The sequence below is a fragment of the Methylorubrum thiocyanatum genome, assembly GCA_014138645.1.
Classification (GTDB): domain Bacteria; phylum Pseudomonadota; class Alphaproteobacteria; order Rhizobiales; family Beijerinckiaceae; genus Methylobacterium; species Methylobacterium thiocyanatum.
The window spans coordinates 193,168-211,569 of the sequence record JACJIB010000006.1; the positions used below are offsets into that span (position 1 = coordinate 193,168).

The window sequence follows — 18,402 nt, forward strand, 5'->3', positions numbered from 1 at the left end:
GCTGTATACGTCCCCCATGGCCTCTGACGACCGACCGCTTGCCCTCACCCTCGGCGATCCTTCCGGGATCGGGCCGGAGATCGCGCTCGCCGCGTGGCGGCTGCGGGGCGAGCGCGGGGTGCCGCCGTTCCAGCTCATCGGCGATCCCGAATTCCTCGAAGCCACCGCCTACCGGCTCGGCCTGTCGGTACCCGTGGCCGAGGTCGAGCCCGACGACGCCGTCGAGGTGTTTGCCCGGGCGCTGCCGGTGTTGCCGCTGCCGAGCGGCGCGAAGGTGTCGGCCACGCCCGGCGCGCCGGATACGGCCAATGCCGGCGCCATCGTCGAATCGATCACCGCCGCCGTCGATCTCGTGCGCTCCGGCGCCGCCTCGGCGGTCGTGACCAACCCCATCGCCAAGTTCGTGCTGACCCGGGTCGGCTTCGCCCATCCGGGGCATACCGAGTTCCTGGCCGCGCTCGCCGCGCGAGAGGGCCGCGAGCCGCCGCTGCCGGTGATGATGCTGTGGAGCGAGTTGCTCGCCGTCGTGCCGGTGACGATCCACGTCGCCCTGCGCCGCGTGCCGGACCTGCTGACGCAGGAATTGGTCGAGCGCACCGCGCGCATCGTCCATGCCGACCTGCGCGCCCGCTTCGGCCTGGAGGCCCCCCGCCTCGTCCTGTCGGGCCTCAACCCGCATGCGGGCGAATCCGGCACCATGGGCACCGAGGACCGCGACGTGCTGGCCCCCGCCGTGGCGGCCCTGCGCGCCGAGGGCATCGACATCCGCGGGCCCTTGCCGGCCGACACCCTGTTCCACGAGCGGGCGCGGGCGACCTACGACGTGGCGCTGGCCCCCACCCACGATCAGGCGCTGATCCCGATCAAGACGCTCGCCTTCGACGAAGGCGTGAACGTCACCCTCGGTCTGCCCTTCGTGCGCACCTCCCCCGACCACGGCACCGCCTTCGACATCGCCGGAAAGGGCGTCGCCAAGCCCGACAGCCTGATCGCCGCGCTGCGTCTGGCACAGCGCCTCGCGCAGCGTCCGGCCAACAACGTCACGCCCTTCCCCGTCCTCGCCTGAACCCGCAACCGATGAGCCTTGAAGCGTTGAGTGCCGACGGCCTGCCCCCCCTGCGTGAGGTGGTGCGGCGGCACGGGCTGGAGCCGAAGAAGGCGCTCGGCCAGAATTTCCTGTTCGATCTCAACCTCACCGGCCGCATCGCCCGCTCGGCCGGCGCGCTCGAGGGCGTGACGGTGGTGGAGGTCGGCCCCGGCCCCGGCGGCCTGACCCGGGCGCTGCTGGCGGCGGGCGCCAAGCGCGTGGTGGCCATCGAGCGCGACCCCCGCGCGCTGCCGGCGCTGGCCGAGATCGCCGCGCATTATCCCGGCCGGCTCGAGGTGATCGACGCCGACGCGGTCGGCTTCGACCCGCGCCCGCTGGTCGGGGACGGGCCGGTGCGGATTGTGGCCAATCTCCCCTACAACGTCGCCACCGTGCTGCTCACCGGCTGGCTCGGCGCCGAGACGCGCGACGAACGCTGGCCGCCCTGGTGGGAATCGGCGACGCTGATGTTCCAGCGCGAGGTCGCCGAGCGCATCGTCGCCGACGAGTCGGACCGGGCCAATTACGGCCGGCTCGGCGTCCTGTGCGGCTGGCGCACGCAAGCCACCATCCTGTTCGACGTGGCGCCGTCCGCCTTCGTGCCGCCGCCGAAGGTCACCTCCAGCATCGTCCACCTGCGCCCGCGCCCCGAGCCGCTGCCCTGCCGGATCGCCGCTCTGGAGCGGATCACCCGCGCCGCCTTCGGCCAGCGCCGCAAGATGCTGCGCCAGAGCCTGAAGGCCGCCACCCCCGACCCCGCCCGACTGCTCGCCGCCGCCGGACTGCCGGAGACGGCGCGGGCGGAGGAGATTCCGGTGGCCGGGTTCGTGGCGCTGGCGCGGGCGCTGGAGGCTGAGGGATCGTGAAAGCGCCCGGCGCTGCGGGACGCGGCAGGCCGGATCGGACGCCTTGAGACGCACCTATCTGCGCGTCATCACCTCATCGATCGCGCGCTCGACCTTCAGCCGCGCGGCGTAGTGGGTCATGTGGCCGATGCCGGGCAGGAGCCTCAGGGTGCTGCCGGGGATCGTCGTGTGGAGCCGCACGGCGTGCTCGCCCGCCTTGACGACAGCGTCCGCGTCGCCGGCCAGGATGGAGACCGGCAGCGTCAAACCCGCGTAGCGACGCTGGAGCCCCGTGACGGCCGCGTTCATCGAGGCGGCATCCTCCGAGACCGCGCGGGCCTGCGTCGCCGCCGCCGCGATCTCGACGGGGAAGCGCGCCTTGAACCGGGCCGGCACGGCCTGCGGCCAGAACACCTGCCGGAACGACTGTTCGGTGAGCGCCGCGCTCATCTTGGCGGGCACCATCGCGCGAGCCGCGTCGCCGAAGCCGGGCACCGCGAGCGGGGCGATCAGGGCCGCGTCGAACCGATGTCCCGGAAAGTAGGAGCCCGAGAGCAGCACGAGACCGCGCAGGGGGCGCCGCCCGTCGGCGGCGAGCGCGAGGGCGACGATCGTGCCCCAGGAATGCCCGACCACGACGGGCCGCTCGACGGCGAGCTGTTCCAGCACCCGGTGAAGGAGCACGGCCTGACCTTGAGCCGTCCAGAGGCGGTGGCGGGGGCGGGCGGTGTAGCCGAAGCCGGGGCGGTCGATCGCGATGACCCGGTAGCGCGCCGCCAGCCGGTCGATCAGACCGCAAATCGAAAAATCCTCGGCCATGGTGCCGTTGCCGTGGACGAGCACCACCGGGCGCCCGCGCCCGCGGACGATCACGTGCACGGGCAGGCCGTCGACGGTGACGAACCGGCCGGGGGGCCGGCGTACGGACCCGGCTCCGGACGCGGCGAAGGCGGCTTCGACCACCTTCTCGGTGTGCCGCACCGTCCGCTTCGCGGACCGGGCCGTCGCCTTGCGCGTCTCCCGGATCGCCTGCTCGGTCGAGCGGGTCACCGCCTTCACGGCGTCCTTCATGGCGTCCTTGGCGGCGTCCTCGATGGACCGCGTGACCTGACGCGTCGTGCGGGCGAGGCTCCGGCGCACGCGGCGCCGCGCCGGACGGGTTGGGTCGAAGGGAAACACGGCGCCTCCCGGGGCAAGGGGCGGGCTCGGCCTCGGGGTGAGGCCGCGGCGCGACGCTCCAGGGTGCCCCGGGCGGAGCGTACCGAGTTTCTGCCGCAGCGCACAACCAAGCCGGGCGCGGACGGCGACGCCTCGCCTCAATGGGCCGGCAGCGAGGCCTCCGCCTTGTCGTGCTGGCCGAAGCGCTCGACCAGGGTGGCGCTGGCCTCGTTGAGTCCGACCACCTCCACGGCCTTGCCGGCGGCGCGGGCCTTCATCACCACGCGGTCGAGTGCGCCCACCGCCGAGATGTCCCAGAAATGCGCCGCGTGCACGTCGATGACGAGGCGCTCCACCGGCTCGCGGACATCGATACCCTCGGCGAAGGTGCCGGCGGAGGCGAAGAACACCTGGCCCGACACCCGGTAGGTGCGGGTAAGCCCGTCCGGCGACAGCTCGGAGACGATCCGGCTCATCCGCGCGACCTTTCCGGCGAAGAACACGCCCGACAGCAGCACGCCGACCAGCACGCCGATGGCCAGATCGCGGGTGGCGACCACCACGGCGACGGTGGCGAGCATCACCACCGAGGAGGGCAGCGGGTTGGTGCGCAGCGCGAGCAGCGAGCGCCAGGAGAAGGTGTTCAATGAGACCATGATCATCACCGCCGTCAGAGCCGCCACGGGCACCATGGCGAGAAGGTCCTGCAGCAGCACCAGCAGCACGAGGAGGAAGGCGCCCGCCACCAGGGTCGAGAGCCGGCCGCGGGCCCCCGACGAGACGTTGATGACCGATTGCCCGATCATGGCGCAGCCGCCCATGCCGCCGAACAGGGCCGAACTCATGTTGGCGAGCCCCTGGCCCATGCATTCCCGGTTCTTGGAGCTGCCGGTATCGGTCATGTCGTCGACGATCTGCGCCGTGAGCAGGCTCTCCAGCAGGCCGACCGCCGCGAGCGTCGCCGAATAGGGCAGGATGATGCGCAGGGTCTCGAGGGTGAAGGGCACCTCCGGCAGGGCCAGGCTCGGAAGGGTCTTGGGCAGTTCGCCGAGATGGGCGACGGTGCGCACGTCGAGCCCGAAATATGCACTCAGCGCGGTGAGCACGGCGATGGCGACGAGCGGCGAGGGCACCGCGCGGGTGAGTCTCGGAAAGCCGTAGATGATGGCGAGCCCCAGCGCGATCAGGCCGTAGGTCGCCGGGGTCACGCCGGTGAGTTCGGGCAGCTGCGCCAGAAAGATCAGGATCGCCAGCGCGTTGACGAAGCCCGTCATCACCGAGCGCGAGACGAAGCGCATCAGCCGCCCGAGCCGGGCGAGCCCGGCAAGGATCTGGAACACGCCCATCAGGATGGTGGCGGCGAAGAGATACTGGACGCCGTGGTCGCGCACGAGATCGACCATCACCACGGCGGTGGCGGCGGTGGCGGCCGAGATCATGGCCGGGCGTCCGCCGGCGAAGGCGATGACGCAGGCGATCACGACGGAGGCGTAGAGCCCGACCTTCGGATCGACCCCGGCGATCACCGAGAAGCCGATCGCCTCCGGGATCAGGGCCAGCGCGACGACGATGCCGGAGAGGGTGTCGGCCCACGGGTTCGCGAACCACGCGCGGGCGGCTTGTCTGACGGGGGACATGTGAGAAATTTCCGCAGGAGGACGCAGCACCGCGCGGAAGGCGGAGCCAGAAAGGCGTCTCGAATGCGTGATCCGGCGGATCGGCGGCCGGAAGAGCCACCCGGGCTTGCACCGGGTCCAGGCGAATGTTCAGGCTTGTAGAGCGTCAGGTACCGCAGCGCAACACGGAGACCGGCCTTCAGCTCAGGCGGAGGCCGGCGATCGTCCCGGCACACTCACCTCCGCCTGCGGCCGCCGCGGCCGTGGTGCGAAGTCCGGCACCGCCGGCTTCCGCCCGGCTCCGGCGCCCGCAGGCGGGTTCGCCGCACCGGCCGTGACCGGCGCACGCCTCTCCGCCAGCGCGTGCACGGCCATTGTCTCGCTGCGACCGCGCAGGCGGTAGCCCCCGAGCGCCTCGGCCTCGATCCCGTCGGGGAGGGCGGGCAGCCGGGCCAGGATGGCATCCGAGATCAGCACACCCCGCCCGGTCTCCCGGCACAGTCCCTCCAGCCGGGCGGTCGCGTTCATGACGTCGCCGAAATAGGCGATCTTGTGCCGGTCGACGCCGACCTCTGCCGTCACGACGCTGCCGCCGTGCAGGGCCGCGCGCAATTCGGGAACGAGGGCGAACCGCGCGCGCCAAGCGTCCCGGTCGGCCTCGAGGATCCGGCGGATCGCGAAGACGCAGGCGACGCAGCGTGACTGCTCGATGCCCCGCGCGAGAGGCCAGGAGACGATGACCTGATCGCCGACATAGTCGTCGATCTGCCCGCGGTAGCGCCGCACCGGCTCGGCGATCGCGGCGAAGACGGCCTTCAAAAGTTCCTGCGCCGCGAGATCGCCGTGCCTCTCCGCGTAGGTTGTCGAACCGGCGAGATCGAGGAACAGGAACACGCGCTCCTCGCTGACCGGGCGGTGGTAACGTCCGAGGATGAAGCTCGTGAACGTCTCGCTGCCGATCAGGTCGCGCACGCGCAGGACGGCAACGATCAGCGCCGAGACCGCCAGCGCGAACGGGATCGTGGAGAGCTTCGGTGTCACGGCCTCGAGGAAGGGCTTGTCCGCGATGCCGAGCGCCCAGATGATCAAGCCCGTCAACGACATCGCGGTGACGATCACGAGAACCAGGCTGATCTCGGCGGCCGCGAAATAGGCGAGCGTCGGCAACTGCCGCAGGCGCCGGCTGTAGCCGGCGAGAAAGAGGCCGCGTTCGTAGGCGATCACCAGGAGCCCGACACCGGTGCCGTAGAGGACGCCGGCGAGCTTCGGCCCGTCGCCGAACAGGAGACCGTGCAACGCGCCGAACGCGGCGCTGACGACGGCCATGGTCATCCAGAAAAGCGGAGTGCCGTTCGACATGGTCTTCATCGGCTCCGGGATCCGGCCACGAAGGGGAGCGGTAATCGCGGCGACAGCGTGACCTGCGACGACGTTCCGATCCCGTCCATCCGATCCACGTGCGGCATCGCACAGATCAAAGACACGCCGCGCCGGGCCGGGAACGCGGGGCGGATGATGTCCGTCCCTCATTCGCCGCGAGGCATCGGCCGGCAGGCCTCACCGCAGGAAGCTCACCGCCACCGGCACCAGGATCGCGGTCAGGAAGGCGTTGAGCCCCATGGCGATGCCGGCGAAGGTGCCGGCGACCTCGCTGACCTGGAAGGCGCGGGCGGTGCCGAGGCCGTGGGCGGCGAGCCCCGCCGCGAAGCCGCGGGCGCGCATGTCCTCGATGCGCAGGGTCCGCATCAACGGCGTGACGATCACCGCCCCGGCCATGCCGGTGAGCATCACCAGCACGGCGGCCAGCGTCGGGTCGCCGCCGAGCGCCTCGACGATGCCCATGGCGACGCCGGTCGTCACGGATTTCGGGGTCATGGCCAGCATCACGTCGTAGGGGATGCCGGCGAGCCGGGCGAAGACGATGGCCGAGGTCATCGCGGTGACGCAGCCGACGATGAGGGCCGCCCCCATCGGTAGGAGCGCGCGCATCACCGTCGCCCGGCGCTCGTAGAGCGGCACCGCGAGCGCCACGGTCGCGGGGCCGAGGAGGAAGTGCACGAACTGCGCGCCCTCGAAATAGGCGCGGTAGGGCGTGCCGGTCAGCGTCAGCACGAGGCCGATCATCCAGATCGAATGGACCACCGGGTTTGCAACGGGATGGCGCCCCGCCGCCTGAAACAGGCGGTCGGCCACCGCGTAGGCCAGTAGCGTCACGGTGAGCCACAGCAGCGGCGTGTGGCTGAGATAGACCCAGAGCGCGAACTCGCCGGTCATCGGCGGTCCAGAAGCTTGGAGACCGCGACGAAGGTGAGCACGGTCGCCGCCAGGGTCAGGGTCACGGACAGAGTGAGCACGATGGCGAGCGCCACCCCGTGGCTCGCCAGCACATCGAGCTTGCCGACGATGCCGACGCCGGCCGGAACGAACAGGATCGAGAGATGCGCGAGCATCCCCTTGGCGGTGCCCTCCAGCCCGCCATCGACCAGCGGCGGCGGCAGCCAGCGGGTCGAGGCCGGCTGCGTCCGGTCGCGCAGGACCAGGAAGGCGAGGAGCAGCGCCATGCCGAACACCGGCCCCGGCACCGGCAGGCCGGCGGCGCGCGCGGCGACCTCGCCGAGGAGCTGGGCGAGCAGGATCAGGGTCAGGCTGACGATCATCGAAACGTCCGGGATCCCAAGGGGATCATCCCCTTGGCGGGGGTGTCCCCGAGTGGGCCATCACGCGCCGGCGGGCTCGCGGAAGCCGCGGTCGCGGGCGGCGGCAATCGCCGGCTCGTCGAAGCCGAGGAGCTTGCCGAGACGCCAGACCAGGGCCTCCTCGAACTCGTGCAGGTCGCCGTCGGCGCCGGCCACCGACCACGCCATGGCGAGAAGCCGACCGCGCTCCTCCGGGCTGCTGCCGTCGCTGCCGATCAGCTCGACCAGGCTCGTCATGTCGCGGGTCTGCGCCTCGAAGGTGGCGGCGCGCTCGATCAGGCCCTGCGCCTCCGCGTCGCTGGCGGCGTAGCGGCGGCGCACGAGCCGCACCAGCCGCTCGGATTCGGCCGGATCGAGCACCCCGTCGGCGCGAGCGACGTGGACGAGGAGCGCAGTTGCCGCGAGATGCTCCTCGCTGCCGTCCGGCACCGTCTCGGCCGGGGCCGGCAGGCCGAAGGCCGAGGAGGCGTAGGCGAAGAGCCGCTGGAGGAGGGCCATATCCGTTCCCGTCCGGTCCTATGCCCTCACGAGACCTCCGGAGACCGGCCGCCTTCTTCCCGGCCGCGGGGACGCGGCGGGCGCTTCGCGAGAGACGCTTGCAGGCGCCAAGGTTGGGACCGGGCCGGGCCGGGTCAAGCACGGACGGCGCCCGGAGGCCGCCCGCGCCTTCGTTTCGCGCCCGGCGTGGCCCGGCTGCACCGGCCGCCGGGCCCGACGGTCAGCGCACCGTGGCGATGCCGTCGGCGGTCATCGAACTGCTGACGTTCTGGCGCAGATCGGCCTCGCCGAGCGTCTTCAGTTCGAGGCGCAGCAGCACAGTCTGGTTGCGCTCGCGCACGCCGATCGCGGTGGCGATGGGCGAGACGATGTAGTTCAGCGACACCGTGGTGCACTCGTCCTGATAGCCGCCGCCGAGGCTCAGGCCGGACAGGTAGGTCAGGCCCGGATTGCTGTAGACCGGGGCGAGACCGACCGGGTTGGCGAGATAGGCGGTGTAGAGGTCGGTAAAGGTGTCGCGGTTGTCGAGGTAGCGGGTGAAGTCCACGAGCGCCGAGCCGGTGACGAACCAGTTCGGAGTGATGCGGTAGGTGGCCGAGGCCGTCAGGCCCTCGCGGCGATGGGCGAAGCCGAGCGCCGGCTGCGCCTCGTAGTACGAGTAGAACAGCGAAGTCTCGAGCGGCAGGAACGGCGAGAACCGCGCGGTCACGCCGGTCTCGAACCGGTTCACGGCAAAGTCGCGCTGGTCGAAGCGGGCGCGGCTGATGAAGCTGATGTTCTGGTTGGGCGAGAGCTGGAAGCGGCCGACGAAATCCGAGCGGCGGTTCTCCAGGCCGGAATCGAGGCCGACATTGGCCAGATCCCCGCGGCGGAACGAGTTCACGCCCGCGATCTGGATCGACTCGCCGAACATCAGGTTGGCGTACCAGCCGCTCGGGGTCACGACGGAGTATTGCGCGCCGAGATTGGTGCGCACGCCGCCCTCGACCCGGTCGTAGCCGGAGAACTTGTCCCACTCGAACAGGGAGGTGTCGTCGAAGACGAGGCTCTGCGCGTCCTCGTTGGGCAGCCGGCCGATCCGGGTCTCGGAGGGCCGGGCGATCACCTGGGCGATCGGCTCCAGGGTGTGGACGCCAAGCGCCCCGAAATCGGCGACGAAGGGATAGCGGTAGTCGAGGCCGACCGCCGGCATGACGCGGCCGGAGAAGCCGTCATCGACGGTGGTGATGTTGTTCACCAGCGCGTTCTGGAAGCCCGAGCGGCTCGGGTTCACGAAGAAGGCGTCGGTGCGCAGATAGGTGAAGGGCGTGAAGACCTGGCCGAAATCGTCGATGAAGCTGCGCCGCCAGGAGACCTGGGCCGAGAGCCGCGTGTCGACGCCGCCTAAGCCGCGCACGATGCAGCGGTCCCGCACGAAGGTGGTGCAGGTCTCGTAGAGCGGATAGCTGATCCCGTTATAGCTCGGGGCGAACAGGTAGCTGCCGGTGCGGGGGATGCCCTGGAAGTCGGTGGCCTCCCGCGACAGGCTGGTGACGTTGGCCTCGAACCGGACCTCGCCGCCGATGGGCTGGGGGCCGTCGATGCGCTTGTCGTAGTCGATCACCGGCAGGACGACGGGCTGCTCCTTCTGCCAGTCGAAGCTCGACAGGGCCTTGAAGTAGTAGCCCCGGGCCTCGAACCACGAGCGGTCGCCCTGGCCGATCAGGTAGGCGGTCGAGACCGCCTCGCGGAAGTAGTCGGTGGTGATGTTCTGGTTGCGGATGCGGTAATTGTCGAGGAACCACTTGTCGGTCACGCCGACGAGATCCCAGCCCGTGCGCCAGTGCTCGTTGATGAAGAAGCGCCCGCGCGACTCGACCGAGCCGCGGAACTCGCGGTCGGCGGCCCCCAGCGGTCCCGGGAGGAAGGCGGAGGGCGTCGTCTGGAAGATGCCCGACAGACGCAGGTTGTAGGAGCCGGTATCGAGCCGCTGGCGGAACTCGGCCTGGCCGAGCACGCCCTGGCGCGAGACGAAGGCGGGCGAGAGCGTCAGGTCGTAGCTCGGATCGAGGTTGATGAAGAACGGCGTCGCCACGCCGGTGCCGATCGCCGTCGAGGTGATGAAGCGCGGCGTCAGGAAGCCGGTCTTGCGCTTCACCGTCGGATCGGCGGACTCGAAATAGGGCAGGTAGGCGACCGGGATCCCACCGAGTTCGAGGGTCGAATCCTCGTAGCTGATCGTGTGGGTCTCGTTGTTGTGGATGATCTTGGCCGCCTTGATCTGCCAGAGCGGCGGCGTCTCCGGATGGTCCTTGCACGGCTCGCAGGCGGTGTAGGTCGCGTAGTCGAAGCTCGATTGCTCGCCCGCGACGCGCTCCGCCCGCGGGGCGGAGATGCGAGTGCGCACCGTCTCGCCCTTGAGCTGGACGGTCTGCTGGATGCGCAGCGCGTCGACGAAGCCGTTCTTGAAGTCGTCGGTCAGCTCCATCCGCTCGCCGGTGACGACGGCCCCGGTCTCGTCGGTGAGGCGGACATTGCCTTCCGCGAAGACGCGGCTCGTGCCGCGGTCGTAGCGCACCCGGTCGGCCTGGAGCGTGCGGGCGCCGTAATGCAGCTCGGCATTGCCCCGCGCGGTCACGGTGTTGCGGTCGTTGTCGTAGATCAGCTCGTCGGCCTCGACGAGCAGGCGCTGGCCGGGCTTCTCGCCCTTGCCGCCCGCGAGCTTCTCGAGTCCGGCCTGGGCGTGCGCCCGCGGCGCGGCGAGCCCGTAGGCTGCCGTCAGCAGTGCGGCCATGGAGACCGTGATCGCGATGTCGGCGACCTTACGCAACGCGTCCCTCGAACCCTGTGCAGCCCCCTGCACGACGACCACTACCGAACCCGTTCCCACCCGGAGCACCGCGCATCAGCCGTCCTCCTGGTAGAGAAGCGTGAGCGTACCGAGCAGACTCCCTACCACGGCGGGGAACCACGCCGCCACTGTCGGCGCGACCATGCCCGACGCGCCGAGGCCCTCCATGACCTGCCGCGCGACGTACAGCACGAAGCCCGCGCTCACTCCGCCGAGCACCAGCTTTCCGACACCACCAAAGCGGAAGAACCTTAAGGAAACCGTTGCCGCCACGAGGACCATCGCGAGGTAGAGCAGGGGCGTTGCCAGCAGCACATCGTACTGGAGCCGGTAGCGCGTCGCATCCAGCCCGGCCCGCTCGTGGCGCGCGATGGTCTCGGGAAGTTGCCAGAAGGGCACAGATTCCGGGGGGGTGAAGCGCTGGCGGATCTGGCTCGGGTCGAGCGTCGAGGCGACGAGGTAGACTTCGTGGCTCTCGGGCGGCTCATCGCGCGTGAGAACGCGCACATCGCGCAATTCCCACCAGCCGTCGTGCAGGGTCGCCCGCGCCGCCTCGATCTGCGCGGTGAAGACGCCCGCATCGTCGAACTGGAAGACGGTGACGCCGGCCAGCGTGGTCGTGCCCTCGACCGCCGTCTCGGCGCGGATGATCGCCTGCCCGTCGACGCTGCGCTGGCGCAGCCACAGGTCCTTGCCGGTCCCCGCCTTGGTGGATTTGGCGAAGATCTTCGCCTCGATCTCGCTGGAGCGCTGCTTGAGCGCCGCCGAGAGCGGGTTGTAGGCGCCGATCGCCAGTGCCCCGATCGCCAGCGCCACGAAGGCGCCGGGCTGGAGGAACTGCCAGGCGGAGATGCCGGCGGCCCGCGCCACCACGAGTTCGAGCTTGCGCGAGAGCTGGAGCAGGGCGGCCATGGAGCCGAACAGCACGGCGAAGGGCAGCACGCTCTCGGCGACCGCCGGGGTGCGGTAGAGGGCGAGCTGCGCCATCAGCCCGGTGGAGGCGCTCTCGGAATCGCCGGCGCGGCGCAGCAGCTCGACGAAGTCGAGGGTGTAGACCAGGGCGAAGACGGTGAGGAACACGCCCAGGATGGTGCGCACGAAGCGCCACGCGAAGTAGCGGCCGAGGGTGGCGCCGATCAGCATGCCCGGTTCCTCAGGCGCGTCCGGCCAGCGGGCGCCGCCGCAGGCTGCCCGCGAGCCGCCGCCACTGCCGGCCGAGGCGCTCGTTCATCGCCCGCACCCGGGCGCCGCCGAAGATGATGAAGCCGGAAAGCGCGATGGCGCCGAGCGGCGCGGCGTAGACCGCCACCACCGCGCCGGGGCTGCGCACCGCAGCGCTGCTCGCGGCAAAGCCCGCGATGCGCAGGGCCACCACGCCGAGCACCGCCCCCGCCACGGCGAGCCCCCGGCCCTGGCGGGTGGTGCGCGGATCGCCCAGCGCGGCGAAGGCGATGAAGGCGAGCGCCAGCGGGTAGAGCCAAGCGGAGAGCCGGTCGTGTAATTCGGCCCGGAAGCGGCCCTTCTGCAAGCGGTAATAGCCTTCGCCCGTATCGGGGAAGAGCAGGGCCAGGGTCGAGCGCTCGCGCGGCTTGTAGACCGTCTCGGCATCCGGCGGCGTGAAGGCGGCGAGATCGACGGCGTAGCGCTCGTAGCTCACGATCGAGGAATCGCGGCTGTCCTTCTGCTGGCGGTGGATGCTGCCCTTCTCCAGCACGAGATAGGTCTGCCCGTCGACCTCGCTCACCCGCCCGCGCTCGGCGAGATAGACCACCGCCTTCCCGGCCTCGCGCTTGTCCTGGATGAACAGGCCCTGGAGCGAACCGTCGGCGCCGCGCTCGCGGAAATGGAAGGTGATGCCGTTGTCGAGCGCGGTGAACTGGCCCTCTTTGACGACGTTGGCGACGAAGTCGCCGCGCACCCGCGTCAGCACGTCGCGCAGTTCCTGGAAGGAGGAGGGCATCACCTGGATCGTCAGGAAGGCGACCACGACGCTGACGGCGAGGGCCAGCGTCACGAAGGGGCGCAGCAACTGGCGCGGCGGCATGCCGGCGGCCGACATCACGATGAGCTCGGAATCGCCGTTGAGCTTGTTCAGCGCGTAGACGCAGGCGATGAACAGCGCGACCGGGGCGATCACCGTGATCAGGGTGGGCAGCGACAGGGCGGTGATGAACAGGAAGACCAGAAGCGTCTGACCCTTGGCCGTGACGAGGTCGAGCTCGCGCAGGGCCTGCGTCACCCAGATCGTGCCGGTGAGGCCGATCAGGCAGGTGAGGAAGGCCCCGAGCGCGATCCTGAATATGTAGCGCTCGATCTGCGTCATCCGCGCCGCCCGAACTCGTTGCCTGTCTCACCGCCGCGAAGGCCGGGTCGAAATGGCGGCCAGGCTGACCAGCCGCCACGCTAAGCCATCCGGCTTCCGGCGCCTGGAATGAGGCCGTTTCGCGGCGCGGGCGGCATCAGGCGGGAAAGGCCGGGGACGGCTTCAGGCCGCTTCCGGCTCCGGGCGCGCCACCGCGACGGTCATCCGCAGATCGAGGGCGCGCAGCACGCCGAGCACCGTCGAGAGCCCCGGATTGCCGGCCTCGGACAGCGCCTTGTACAGGCTCTCGCGCCCGAGCCCCGCCCTCTCGGCGATCTCGGCCATGCTCCGGGAGCGGGCAATCGTCCCGAGCGCCCGCCGGAACTCGACCTCGTCGCCGTCCGCCAGAACCTCGGTGAGGTAGGCTGCGGCATCCTCGGGCGTGCGAATGTAATTCGCGATGTCGAATGGCTTCGTCTGCGTCTCTGCCGGCTTGTCGGGATTCGTCATGGCACCCTCCTCAGACTGTCCGGGCAAGCGCTTTCGCTCGCGTGATATCGCGCGACTGCGAGTCCTTGTCCCCACCGCACAGCAGCACGACGATGCTCCCGTCGGCCCGTTCGACAAAATAGACACGGTAGCCCGGCCCGAAGTCGATCTTCATCTCTTGGACGCCTTCGCCCACCGACCTGACCACACCCGGATTGCCCTGCTGAAGTCGGTCGATCCGCGTCAGGATCTTGGTTCGACCCATCCGATCACGCAGCTTGAGAAGCCAAGCATCGAAGATCTCGGTGGCGAAGATTTGCGGCACAGCTTTTGTATCTCACAGGATACAACGAAGGGGAAGGCTGCTCCGTGAGTGAGAACATCTGGAGAAGCGTACAGGCACCCGCTGTTGGAGCCGGTCACGACCGCCGGCGAGATTGGAGTGCTCGGGCGACGTCCGGTCACAGGGAGCGGTGCGACACCGATGCCGCCCTCGAATGTGGGCTCGCGGACGCTCGGACCGGCGCCGTCGTGCCGGTTGCAGAAGACTTCATCCGCGCCCGGCAAGCACGCAAGCTGTCAGGGTGAGACGCCGCATCCAGGCCCGCGCCCCGCGTTGCGTTCTGCGTCTCAGCGGGTACACAGGTTTGCCGGTTTTCGCGCGGTGCGCGGACGGCCGGCGGAAGTCGGGTGGAAAGCGAAGAGCATCATGGCCGGTGGGATCGAAATCGCCTTTGAGCCGCTGTCGTCGCGCGGCCGGGGCGGCGACGTCGTGGTGTTCGTGGGCGACGACCTCGCCCTGTCGGGTCCTGCCGCCGAGATCCTGGGACGGCCCGGCGCCGAGTTGGTCGCCCGCGCCGCCGCGAGCGAGCGGTTCAAGGGCAAGGCGCAGTCCGCACTGGTGCTGCCGGCCCCGGCGGGCGTCGAGGCCGACCGGCTCGTGGTGATCGGGCTGGGCTCGGAGAAGGATCGGGCCAAGACCGACTGGACTTTGCTCGGCGGCTTCACCGCCGGCAAGGTCGGGGGGCGCAGCGCCCGGGTCGTGCTCGACTGGCCCGGCTATGCCGGCAGCGCCCGGGATGTGGCCGACTTCACGCTGGGCGCGCGCCTGCGCAGCTACCGCTTCGATCAGTACAAGACCAAGAAGAAGGACGAGGACGAGGCGGGTGCCGCGCTGAGCCTGCTGGTCGCCGACCCGTCCGGGGCGCAGGCCGCCGCGCGGGACGCCGCCGCGGTGGCGGAGGGCGTGATCCTCGCCCGCAACCTCGTCAACGAGCCGCCGAACGTCCTCTATCCGGAAGAATATGCCCGCCGCGTCTCCGAGCTGACCAGCCTCGGCGTCGAGATCGAGATCCTCGACGTGGCGCGGATGAAGGAGCTCGGCATGGGCGCCCTGCTCGCGGTGGCGCAGGGCTCGGCCCGCGAGCCCCGGGTGGCGATCATGCGCTGGAACGGGGCGGACGACCCCTCCGAGCCGCCGCTGGCGCTGATCGGCAAGGGCGTGGTGTTCGATTCCGGCGGCGTCTCGATCAAGTCGGCCGGCGGCATGGAGGACATGAAGGGCGACATGGGCGGCTCGGCCGCCGTCGTCGGCACCCTGCACGCGCTGGCGGCGCGCAAGGCCAAGGCGAACGTGGTCGGCGCCATCGGCATCGTCGAGAACATGCCCGACGGCAATTCCTACCGGCCGTCCGACATCGTCACCTCGCTCTCGGGGCAGACCATCGAGGTCATCAACACCGACGCGGAGGGCCGCCTCGTGCTCGCCGACGTGCTCTGGCACGTCCAGGCGACCTACAAGCCCAAGGCGATGATCGATCTCGCGACGCTGACCGGCGCGATCATCGTCGCGCTGGGCCAGGACATCGCCGGCCTGTTCTCCAACGACGACGCCCTGTCGGCGCAGATCACCGCGGCCGGCGAGGCGGCGGGCGAGAAGGTGTGGCGGATGCCGCTGATCCCGGCCTTCGACAAGGCGATCGACTCGAAATTCGCCGACATGAAGAACACCGGCGGGCGCCATGGCGGCGCGGCGACCGCCGCCGCCTTCCTCAAGCGCTACGTCAACGACGTGCCGTGGGCGCATCTCGACATCGCCGGCGTCGGCATGTCCTCCACCCCCTCCGAGATCAACCGGAGTTGGGGCGCGGGCTGGGGCGTGCGCCTGCTCGACCGGCTCGTGCGCGAACATTACGAGCGGTGAGCCGCACCGGCGCGCGCTCCGCCACGGCGGGGGCCGGTCCGGCGGAGACGGGGACGCCGCAGCGGGGCGCCTGGACGCTCGCCGCGGCGCCGCTCCTGGCGGCGCTCGCCGCGCTGTTCGCCGTCTTCCTCGCCGGCTTCGATCAACGCAGCGCGATGCCGCCGGACGTGGCGGCTCGGTTCTACGGCTTCTTCCTCGACCGCTACCCGCTCTTCGCCTTCGCGCTGGTCTACGGGCTCGCCCGCATCCTCGCCGCAGGGCTGGCGCCGGGGCCGGCCTCTTGGGTCCGGCGACTCGTCGGGGTGCTCGTCGGCCTCGCGCTGGTGCTGGGCGTCAGCCTGCACCCGACCTTCGGCGGTCTCGTGCTGCGGGCGGGCTTCGGCACCGGCAGCGGCGCCTTCCTCAACGGCACGCCGATGGGGCTCGCCTACGCGATGGGGGCGGGCGCCGCCGCCGGCCTGTTCGGCCTGGCCCTGGGGCTCGGCGCGCGCCTTGCCGGCCGCCCCGGTCCGGCCCCGACCGGCAGCCGCTGGCGCCGGGTGGGACGGGCGCTCCTCGGCTGGATCGCGGGCTTCCTCGCCCTGTGGTTTGCCGCCGCCGTGATCGGGCTTGCCCGCGATGCCGGGTTCGGCCCCTGGCCGCGGCGCCCGCTCGATGCCCGCGACCTCGTCGTCGCCGCCCTGCTGCTGACGGTCGCCGCGCTGCCGCACATGGCGCTCGTGGCCGCGCGTCTGCGGCCGCGGCGGACGCCCCGGGCGCCCACAAGTCCGGCGATGTCTCCGCTCCGGCCGGACGCTGTGGCTTGATCGGACGCGGCCGAAACGCTTAAGCCACGGGGGAAGCGGCGGTGCCGGCCGAGGCCGGCTCCGAGAAGCCGCTCGCCGCAGGGCAGGAGGGACGAGGATGGCGCAGGACCGGAGCGCGGAGCGCCCTTGGCTGGCCGCCTATCCCCCCGGTATTCCCGCCGATATCGACGTCGACGCGGTCGGCACGGTGGTCGATCTGTTCGACCGCAGCGTGCTGCGCTTCGCCGAGCGCCCGGCCATCACCTGCTTCGGCGCGAGCCTGCGCTACCGCGAGGTCGGCGCCGCCGCGCAGGCCGTGGCAGCGTGGCTCGCCGCCAGCGGCTACGGCAAGGCGCGCTCCAGGACGAGCGGGCAGGGGGATGCGAAGGAGGACGGGGTCGGCGACCGTGTCGCGGTGATGATGCCCAATGTCCCGGCCTGTCCGGTCGCGCTGCTCGGCGTGCTGGTGGCGGGCTGCACCGCCGTCAACGTCAACCCGCTCTACACCCCGCGGGAACTCGCGGCGCAGATCAACGATTCCGGCGCCCGCGTTCTCTTCGTGCTGGAGAACTTCTGCCACACGGTCGCGCAGGCGCTGCCGCAGATGCCGGGCCTGGAGCGGATCGTCGTGGCGGGGCCCGGCGACCTGCTCGGGCTGAAGGGCCGGGTCGTCGATTTCGTATCGCGGCGGGTGAAGCGGGCGGTGCCGCCCTATGCCCTTCCGGCCAGGCGGACCCTGCGGTTCGAGGCGGTGGTGCGGGCCGGTCGCGGCCTCAAGCGCCCCTCGGTCGCGATCGAGCCCGGCGACGTCGCCTTCCTGCAATATACCGGCGGCACCACCGGCATCGCCAAGGCGGCGATGCTGACGCATCGCAACATCATGGCCAATATCGAGCAGAGCCGGGCCTGGTTCCGCGCCTCCGCCGAGGAGGGGGACGGGCGCGTGGCGGTGACGGCGCTGCCGCTCTACCACATCTTCGCGCTGACCGCCTGCTTCCTGTTCTTCTTCCGGCTCGGCGGCTGCTGCCTCCTGATCCCCAATCCGCGCGACCTCGACGGCTTCGTGAAGACCTTGAGCCGCACCCGATTCACCAACTTCGCGGGGGTCAACACGCTGTTCAACGCGCTGAACAACCACCCGAAGATCGGCACGGTCGATTTCTCGCGGGTCGAGTACGTGGTCGGCGGCGGCATGGCGGTGCAGTCGGCGGTCGCCGCCCGCTGGAAGGCGATCACCGGCCAGACCATCCTCGAAGGCTACGGCCTGTCGGAGACCTCGCCGGTGGTGAGCGTCAACCCGCTCGGGCTCGCCGACTGGACCGGGACGATCGGCTATCCCTTGCCGTCGACCGAGGTGACGATCCGCGCCGAGGACGGCACGGTGCTGCCCTTCGGCGTGCCGGGAGAACTCTGCGTGCGCGGCCCCCAGGTGATGACCGGCTACTGGAACCGGCCCGAGGAGACGCGGGCGTCCATGACCGCCGACGGCTTCTTCCGCACCGGGGACGTGGCGGTGATGACGCCGGACGGCCAGATCCGCATCGTCGACCGGATGAAGGACATGATCCTCGTCTCCGGCTTCAACGTCTATCCGAACGAGGTCGAGGACGTGCTCGCCACCCATCCGGCGGTGGTCGAGTGCGCGGTGGTCGGCGCCCCCTGCGGCGACAGCGGCGAGATGGTCGTCGCCCATGTGGTGCTGCGGGACCGGTCGGTGGATGCGGACGCGCTGCGGACCCATGCCCGCGCGAGCCTCACCGGCTACAAGGTGCCCCGCCGGATCGTGATCCAGGACAGCCTGCCGAAGACCAATGTCGGCAAGGTGCTGCGCCGCGCGCTGCGGGAGGAGGGGGTGAGCGCCTTGCCGCCGGGATAGCTGCGCGCGTCCTCTCG

16 protein-coding genes and 1 other annotated feature are annotated in these 18,402 nt (G+C 70.8%); of the genes, 5 read left to right on the plus strand and 11 right to left on the minus strand.

Annotated features, from left to right (window positions below):
• Positions 1–16: 16 nt before the first annotated feature.
• Together pdxA and rsmA are read left to right on the plus strand one after the other, a co-directional pair.
• On the plus strand, positions 17–1,066 hold the full coding sequence (pdxA, locus tag HNR51_RS17620) for a 4-hydroxythreonine-4-phosphate dehydrogenase PdxA (RefSeq protein ID WP_182555794.1): 1,050 nt from the start codon (positions 17–19) through the stop codon (positions 1,064–1,066).
• 11 nt (positions 1,067–1,077) lie between these two features.
• Complete coding sequence (gene rsmA, locus HNR51_RS17625) at positions 1,078–1,953, plus strand: 16S rRNA (adenine(1518)-N(6)/adenine(1519)-N(6))-dimethyltransferase RsmA (protein ID WP_182555795.1); 876 nt, start codon at positions 1,078–1,080, stop codon at positions 1,951–1,953.
• A 54-nt stretch (positions 1,954–2,007) separates the two neighbouring features.
• Here rsmA and HNR51_RS17630 read toward each other — a convergent pair whose 3' ends face one another.
• The 11 genes from HNR51_RS17630 to HNR51_RS17680 all read right to left on the minus strand — a co-directional run bounded on the left by HNR51_RS17630 (position 2,008) and on the right by HNR51_RS17680 (position 13,846).
• Positions 2,008–3,111, minus strand: a complete 1,104-nt coding sequence (locus tag HNR51_RS17630; RefSeq protein WP_182555796.1) for an alpha/beta fold hydrolase — start codon at positions 3,109–3,111, stop codon at positions 2,008–2,010.
• Between the two features lie 137 nt (positions 3,112–3,248).
• Positions 3,249–4,727: a SulP family inorganic anion transporter gene (locus tag HNR51_RS17635; RefSeq protein ID WP_182555797.1), complete on the minus strand. Its 1,479-nt coding sequence runs from the start codon at positions 4,725–4,727 to the stop codon at positions 3,249–3,251.
• A 66-nt stretch (positions 4,728–4,793) separates the two neighbouring features.
• Positions 4,794–4,849, minus strand: a sequence feature (sul1 is cis-regulatory element that is thought to sense ions involved in sulfur or methionine metabolism; They are found in Alphaproteobacteria).
• A 61-nt stretch (positions 4,850–4,910) separates the two neighbouring features.
• Positions 4,911–6,065 carry an adenylate/guanylate cyclase domain-containing protein gene (locus HNR51_RS17640; protein WP_182555964.1) on the minus strand — a complete coding sequence of 385 codons (1,155 nt, stop codon included), beginning with the start codon at positions 6,063–6,065 and terminating at the stop codon, positions 4,911–4,913.
• Positions 6,066–6,263: 198 nt separating this feature from the next.
• Positions 6,264–6,980 carry an LrgB family protein gene (locus tag HNR51_RS17645; protein WP_012455758.1) on the minus strand — a complete coding sequence of 239 codons (717 nt, stop codon included), beginning with the start codon at positions 6,978–6,980 and terminating at the stop codon, positions 6,264–6,266.
• Positions 6,977–7,363: a CidA/LrgA family protein gene (locus HNR51_RS17650; protein WP_012455759.1), complete on the minus strand. Its 387-nt coding sequence runs from the start codon at positions 7,361–7,363 to the stop codon at positions 6,977–6,979. Before HNR51_RS17650 ends, HNR51_RS17645 begins: the two co-directional genes overlap by 4 nt.
• Positions 7,364–7,423: 60 nt before the next feature.
• Positions 7,424–7,900 (minus strand): tellurite resistance TerB family protein, encoded by a 477-nt coding sequence (locus tag HNR51_RS17655; protein ID WP_141952638.1) that lies wholly within the window; start codon positions 7,898–7,900, stop codon positions 7,424–7,426.
• A 220-nt stretch (positions 7,901–8,120) separates the two neighbouring features.
• Positions 8,121–10,709, minus strand: coding sequence for an LPS-assembly protein LptD (locus HNR51_RS17660; protein ID WP_210280113.1), 2,589 nt, complete (start codon positions 10,707–10,709; stop codon positions 8,121–8,123).
• A gap of 75 nt (positions 10,710–10,784) precedes the next feature.
• Positions 10,785–11,873, minus strand: a complete 1,089-nt coding sequence (lptG, locus tag HNR51_RS17665) for an LPS export ABC transporter permease LptG (protein WP_182555798.1) — start codon at positions 11,871–11,873, stop codon at positions 10,785–10,787.
• Positions 11,874–11,883: 10 nt separating this feature from the next.
• Positions 11,884–13,053, minus strand: coding sequence for an LPS export ABC transporter permease LptF (gene lptF, locus HNR51_RS17670; protein ID WP_152277891.1), 1,170 nt, complete (start codon positions 13,051–13,053; stop codon positions 11,884–11,886).
• 162 nt (positions 13,054–13,215) lie between these two features.
• The gene (locus HNR51_RS17675; RefSeq protein ID WP_182555799.1) at positions 13,216–13,542 is read right to left on the minus strand and encodes an addiction module antidote protein; all 327 of its coding nucleotides are present in this window, start codon (positions 13,540–13,542) and stop codon (positions 13,216–13,218) included.
• Positions 13,543–13,552: 10 nt separating this feature from the next.
• Complete coding sequence (locus HNR51_RS17680) at positions 13,553–13,846, minus strand: type II toxin-antitoxin system RelE/ParE family toxin (RefSeq protein ID WP_182555800.1); 294 nt, start codon at positions 13,844–13,846, stop codon at positions 13,553–13,555.
• Positions 13,847–14,230: 384 nt separating this feature from the next.
• On the opposite strand from HNR51_RS17680, the gene HNR51_RS17685 reads away from it, so the two are divergent.
• The 3 genes from HNR51_RS17685 (at position 14,231) to HNR51_RS17695 (ending at position 18,385) form a co-directional block, all read left to right on the plus strand.
• A complete protein-coding gene (locus tag HNR51_RS17685) occupies positions 14,231–15,724 on the plus strand; it encodes a leucyl aminopeptidase (protein ID WP_182555801.1) in 1,494 nt (497 codons plus the stop codon).
• Entirely contained in the window at positions 15,721–16,530 is an 810-nt protein-coding gene (locus HNR51_RS17690) for a hypothetical protein (protein WP_182555802.1), read from the plus strand. Before HNR51_RS17685 ends, HNR51_RS17690 begins: the two co-directional genes overlap by 4 nt.
• Positions 16,531–16,627: 97 nt before the next feature.
• Positions 16,628–18,385, plus strand: a complete 1,758-nt coding sequence (locus HNR51_RS17695; RefSeq protein ID WP_182555803.1) for an AMP-binding protein — start codon at positions 16,628–16,630, stop codon at positions 18,383–18,385.
• Positions 18,386–18,402: the final 17 nt, after the last annotated feature.

Excerpts from the sequence above, each read along its gene's own strand:
- pdxA (WP_182555794.1), top strand. The coding sequence starts at position 17 with ATGGCCTCTGACGACCGACCGCTTGCCCTCACCCTCGGCGATCCTTCC.
- rsmA (WP_182555795.1), top strand. The coding sequence starts at position 1,078 with ATGAGCCTTGAAGCGTTGAGTGCCGACGGCCTGCCCCCCCTGCGTGAG.
- HNR51_RS17635 (WP_182555797.1), bottom strand. The coding sequence starts at position 4,727 with ATGTCCCCCGTCAGACAAGCCGCCCGCGCGTGGTTCGCGAACCCGTGG.
- HNR51_RS17640 (WP_182555964.1), bottom strand. The coding sequence starts at position 6,065 with ATGTCGAACGGCACTCCGCTTTTCTGGATGACCATGGCCGTCGTCAGC.
- HNR51_RS17645 (WP_012455758.1), bottom strand. The coding sequence starts at position 6,980 with ATGACCGGCGAGTTCGCGCTCTGGGTCTATCTCAGCCACACGCCGCTG.
- HNR51_RS17650 (WP_012455759.1), bottom strand. The coding sequence starts at position 7,363 with ATGATCGTCAGCCTGACCCTGATCCTGCTCGCCCAGCTCCTCGGCGAG.
- HNR51_RS17655 (WP_141952638.1), bottom strand. The coding sequence starts at position 7,900 with ATGGCCCTCCTCCAGCGGCTCTTCGCCTACGCCTCCTCGGCCTTCGGC.
- lptG (WP_182555798.1), bottom strand. The coding sequence starts at position 11,873 with ATGCTGATCGGCGCCACCCTCGGCCGCTACTTCGCGTGGCGCTTCGTG.
- lptF (WP_152277891.1), bottom strand. The coding sequence starts at position 13,053 with ATGACGCAGATCGAGCGCTACATATTCAGGATCGCGCTCGGGGCCTTC.
- HNR51_RS17675 (WP_182555799.1), bottom strand. The coding sequence starts at position 13,542 with ATGACGAATCCCGACAAGCCGGCAGAGACGCAGACGAAGCCATTCGAC.
- HNR51_RS17685 (WP_182555801.1), top strand. The coding sequence starts at position 14,231 with ATGGCCGGTGGGATCGAAATCGCCTTTGAGCCGCTGTCGTCGCGCGGC.
- HNR51_RS17695 (WP_182555803.1), top strand. The coding sequence starts at position 16,628 with ATGGCGCAGGACCGGAGCGCGGAGCGCCCTTGGCTGGCCGCCTATCCC.